General features: G+C 26.0%; 4 protein-coding genes, 1 tRNA gene and 1 pseudogene. 3 read left to right on the top strand and 3 right to left on the bottom strand.

Features of this window, described 5'->3' with window-relative positions:
• The coding region (locus ACTT83_RS04235; protein ID WP_440918879.1) for a heparinase II/III family protein at positions 1 to 1569 on the top strand (1569 nt) is incomplete at its 5' end.
• Positions 1548 to 3104, top strand: coding sequence for a bifunctional phosphoribosylaminoimidazolecarboxamide formyltransferase/IMP cyclohydrolase (gene purH / locus ACTT83_RS04230; protein ID WP_440918878.1), 1557 nt, complete (start codon positions 1548 to 1550; stop codon positions 3102 to 3104). The genes ACTT83_RS04235 and purH, both read left to right, overlap by 22 nt.
• Here purH and ACTT83_RS04225 read toward each other — a convergent pair.
• Positions 3101 to 3436: a 4a-hydroxytetrahydrobiopterin dehydratase gene (locus tag ACTT83_RS04225; RefSeq protein ID WP_440916636.1), complete on the bottom strand. Its 336-nt coding sequence runs from the start codon at positions 3434 to 3436 to the stop codon at positions 3101 to 3103. The genes purH and ACTT83_RS04225 overlap by 4 nt on opposite strands.
• A gap of 49 nt (positions 3437 to 3485) precedes the next feature.
• Positions 3486 to 3560: transfer RNA gene (locus tag ACTT83_RS04220), tRNA-Gly, on the bottom strand.
• A 67-nt stretch (positions 3561 to 3627) separates the two neighbouring features.
• On the opposite strand from ACTT83_RS04220, the gene ACTT83_RS04215 reads away from it, so the two are divergent.
• Complete coding sequence (locus ACTT83_RS04215; RefSeq protein WP_440918877.1) at positions 3628 to 4272, top strand: LON peptidase substrate-binding domain-containing protein; 645 nt, start codon at positions 3628 to 3630, stop codon at positions 4270 to 4272.
• Between the two features lie 2 nt (positions 4273 to 4274).
• On the opposite strand, the pseudogene ACTT83_RS04210 reads toward ACTT83_RS04215, so the two are convergent.
• Positions 4275 to 4942: pseudogene (locus ACTT83_RS04210) on the bottom strand (ubiquinone biosynthesis protein UbiB); the annotation flags it as partial.

The following is a 4942-nucleotide window of genomic DNA, read 5'->3' as shown; positions in this document are numbered from 1 at the left end:
AAAATAAGAGAATTATATTTACATTCTAATCTATACGATAAAAAGATTTCAAAAACTTATTATCAAAATTTGATTTATAAGCCTAGTCCTCATTTACTTTCATCCTTAATTAAATATCAAAAAAAAAAATTTAGGATTGAAGATTTTGCGTTAAATGAAATTTGGGATAATAAAGAAATTACTAAAAAAAACTTAAGAAAACTTAATAATTTTTATTGGCTTTTTAGTTTAGATCTTAAGTCTTCAAAAAAAAATACCCAATCAGTTATAAAAAACTGGATGACTTTAAATCATAAATACAATGCAAAAAGTTGGAATTTCGATTTAACTGCAAAAAGAATTATTGCTTGGTTATCAAGTCATAATCTCACTTATGAAGATGGTAACGGACAATATAAAATTGATTTCAATACTATGGTACAAAAACAAGCAAATCACCTCATAAATGAAATTAATAAATCAAAATTTGTTGAAGATAAATTGATAGGTTGTGCATCTATTATATTAGTTGGACTTTGTTATCAGGATGAAAAAAAGTATTTGCCATATGGTTTAAATTTACTAGAAAAAATATCTAAAATTACTCTTGATAATTCTGGTTTTCCTAAATCAAGGAGCATTAAACAATTAATATTTTATTTGAAATATTATATTTTAATCAGAGAGTGGTTTAAAGAATCTCAAATTAATATTCCAGAACATATCAATGAAACAATCTACTATCTTGGACAAGGTTACGCTTTTGTTTGGCAAAATCTAAAAAGTGATATTCTTTATAACGGAAATAACATCTCAGATAATAATAATTTTGATAATTATCTTCAAAGACTAGGTTATAAATTCAAAAATGACAATCAAGATTATGGTGGATATATAATTTTGAGAAATAAAAAGATGTGTCTCACTATGGATGCTGGTCCTTCACCAAATTCATTTTTTTCTAAAGATTATCAATCTGGAGCTTTATCTTTTGAAATAATTTCTAATGGAAAAAAATTAATAAGCAATTGTGGCTATCATAGCGAAACAAATATAAAACTAAATCATTTATCAAGATCAACTGCCGCTCAGAATACCTTAGTAATCGATGATAATTCTTCCTGCAAATTTACGAACAATAATAAATCTTTTTTTGTTACCAGAGGTTTAAAAATTACTAAAAGAGAGACTATTTTTGAAAAAAACTATTGGAAAATAAATGCTTCTCATGATGGATACCAAAAAAAATATAATACTATTCATGAAAGAAATATAGAATTTTTTCCTGGAGAAGAAACTTTTGTTGGTAGTGATAAAATTCTAAAAAAAATTAATAAAAATTATAAATTTGATATTCGATTTCATGTAGAACCAGACGTAAAATTAATGAAAACTCAGGATGGTAAATCAATATTAATTGAATTGGAGGATGAGGGTTGGAAATTTACTTGTGATAATTATGATATAAATATTGATAATGGTTTATATTTCGGTAATAAAAATTCATATATTGATAATCAAAATATATTTATTTCTGGAATTTCAAATAACCAGACCGAAGATATTAAATGGCAAATAAAAAAAATATAGTTAGAAGAATAAAATCAGCTGTAATATCTGTTTCAGATAAATCAAACTTAAAACCATTATTACAAACTTTAAACAGGTATAATGTTAAACTGATTAGTTCAGGGGGTACATTTAAGGCAATTAGAAAATTAGGCTATCGATGCCTTGAAGTTTCTGATTATACTGGTTTTAATGAAATTCTTGATGGACGTGTAAAAACACTACATCCTAAAATTCATGCGGGAATCTTAAATAAAAGAAACAATAATTCTCATAAAAGAGAAATAAAAAAAAATAATTTTCAAAATATTGATTTAGTTATAGTCAACTTTTATCCATTTGAAAAAACTTTAAACACAACAAAAAATCATAATAAAATAATTGAAAAAATTGATATTGGTGGTCCTGCCCTAGTTAGAAGTGCTGCAAAAAATTACAATGACGTTGCAGTAATAACATCCACCAATCAATATTCGGCATTGATTGATCAATTAAAAAGATTTAAAGGTGCAACAAAATTAGAATTTAGAAAAAAATTATCTCAATCAGCCTTTAATGAAACAGCATATTATGACTCCGTAATTTCAGATTACTTCAATTCAGTCACAAATGAAAATTTTACAGAGAAAAAAATTATTTATGGAAACTTAATTGAGAGATTAAGATATGGAGAAAATCCACACCAAAAATCTGCTATTTACTCTAAAAATAAAGATTTCAAATTAAGAAAAATTCATGGAAAACAATTAAGCTATAACAATTACAATGATATTTTTGCTGCTTTAAAGATATCCAAAGGTCTACCGAAAAATATAGGTACTGTAATTATCAAACATGCTAACCCCTGCGGAGTTTCTATTTTAAAGGATAAAGTAAGCAGTTATAAATCTGCATTTGAATGTGATCCTGTAAGCGCATTTGGAGGTATTGTCTCTTGTAATTTTAAAGTTAATAAAAGTTTAGCTGTTGAGTTAAACAAAACTTTTTTAGAAGTAATTATTGCTAATGGTTTTGAAACAAGCGCTCTTAAATTATTAAAATCTAAAAAGAATGTTAGAATTATAGACTCAACAAACTTTAATTTTGATGATGTTCTTCAAATTAACTCTGTATCAAATTCAATGTTGATCCAATCTCAAGATGACTTTATTTTTAAAAAAAAAGATTTCATAGTTGTTTCAAAGAAAAAACCAAACAAAATACAATTTGAAAATTTATTATTTGCATTCAATATTTCCCGTCATGTTAAATCTAATGCTATTGTGCTCGTTGGTGATAAAACAACAGTTGGTATCGGATCTGGACAACCTAGTAGGCTTGATAGCTGTCAAATTGCAATAAATAAAATGAGAAAGTTTAAAAAAAATGAAAAAGAAATTGTTGCAGCATCTGATGCTTTTTTTCCATTTGTTGATGGTATTGAAAAATTGATTCAATCCGGTGTTTCTGCTGTAATCCAACCTAGAGGATCAATCAGAGATAAAGAAATTATAAAATTTGCAGATAAAACTAATACTATTTTAATTTTTTCAAAAACAAGACATTTTAGACATTAAATCTTGTCAATCTTTGAAGCTAAGATAAAATCGTTTTCAGATAATCCCTCAATTGCGTGGGTTGAAATGTTTATTTTTGCATAACCCCATCCGAATAAAATTTCAGGGTGATGACCTTCCTCCTCAGATATTCTACCTACTTCATTTACAAATTTTTGGCTCTCAACAAAGTTTTTAAATGTAAATTTTTTTTCTAAAAAGTGTATATTTTTCTCATTTTTAATAACATCCCATCCATCAATTTTTTTTTGATATTTGTGTATTTCACTTATATCAAGCGCAGGTACACCGCCTTCACAAGGAACACATTTTTTCTCGAATAGTTCGCTCATTTAATTTGCATCCTCATCTAATTAAATTTTTTATTATATTACTTAAAAATGGAGCGGGCAAAGGGGATCGAACCCTCGACCTTCTCGTTGGCAACGAGACGCTCTACCACTGAGCTACGCCCGCAAAAGAAATTAATATAGTGTGTCGTTTTTTTTAATTCAAGTAATATTAATTATGGTATGTTTTTTTCATGAAAAAAGAAGATTTACCAAAAACAATACCAGTTTTTCCACTAAGTAATTTTATCATTTTTCCAAGAACTACTGTTCCATTGAATATATTTGAGCCAAGATATGTCGATATGATTAATGATAGTATGAAGTCAAACAAGCTTATTGGGGTGATACAACCTAAAAATTCAAAAGAAAGTGAAGTTAAACCTGAATTATATGACATTGGGTGTATGGGCAAAATTACAAGCTTTAGGGAAAATGATAATGGTCAATTTTTAATAGAACTTAAAGGTATAATTAGATTTCAAAAAATAGATGAAGTAAAATCAAATAAAAAATACAGAGAATGCAACGTAAATTTTAATAATTTTTATGATGACCTAAGTTATCAGAGTGAAAATCTACAATTTTCTGATTTAAAATTGATATTTAAAGACTTAAAAAATCTTTTTGAAAAAAGAGGATTTATTATTAATTGGAAAGGATTAGAGAAACAAAGTTTAGATGAAACAATTAATGCTCTAGCAATGGCATCTCCTTTTACGCTAGAGGAAAAACAAATCTTATTAGAGGCCAAAAATTTAGAGCTTAGGAAAACTAAAATTTCAGAAATTCTAACTACATATTCTTTTGACAATTATAATAATACAACTGTTCAATAAAACTAAATTTCAAAACCTCTATTAGCTATATTTTTAAAAGATCTATTTATGAATTTATTTCTTCCTATTAATCTCACTGATTTGCTAAGAATATTATTATTCATCTTACTTTCAAAATTAAAAAATTCATATACAAAATCAATTCCACTAGAGAAAAGATAGTTTTTATGTTTAGTCATATTTTGAAATTCTTCACAAATTGAATTATCTATCTCTAATCCATTCTTTAACTTAAGTTCAATTAAATTATCCAAATCTCGAATATCTCTTAAAGTCATATTAAAACCTTGACCAGCCAAAGGATGAAGGCGATGTAATACATCTCCAAAAGCTAAAATATTTTTATGATAATAAGTTCTCAAATTAGAAGCTTTCAACTCGAAAAAGTTGCAAATACCAAAATTTGTAATTGAATATTTGGTATTATATTTTTTAATTAATTCATTGAGATTAATATTTTTTTTACCTTTAATTGAATAAACAATAGAAGTTTCTATTTCTGATAATGGTAAAAATGCCAAAGGTCCATTTTTCGTAAATATTTGAGATGCTGTTTTATTCTGAATTTTTTTGTGTTTTAAAATTGTAGTATACGCAAGACTATCATATTTTTTTTTCAAACTTCTTGCAAAAAACTTCTTTGAAAAATAGTTATCATTTTCACAATTGA

The organism is Candidatus Pelagibacter sp. (assembly GCF_052049775.1).
Taxonomy (GTDB): domain Bacteria; phylum Pseudomonadota; class Alphaproteobacteria; order Pelagibacterales; family Pelagibacteraceae; genus Pelagibacter.
This window is presented reverse-complemented; position numbering and strand designations above follow the sequence as displayed.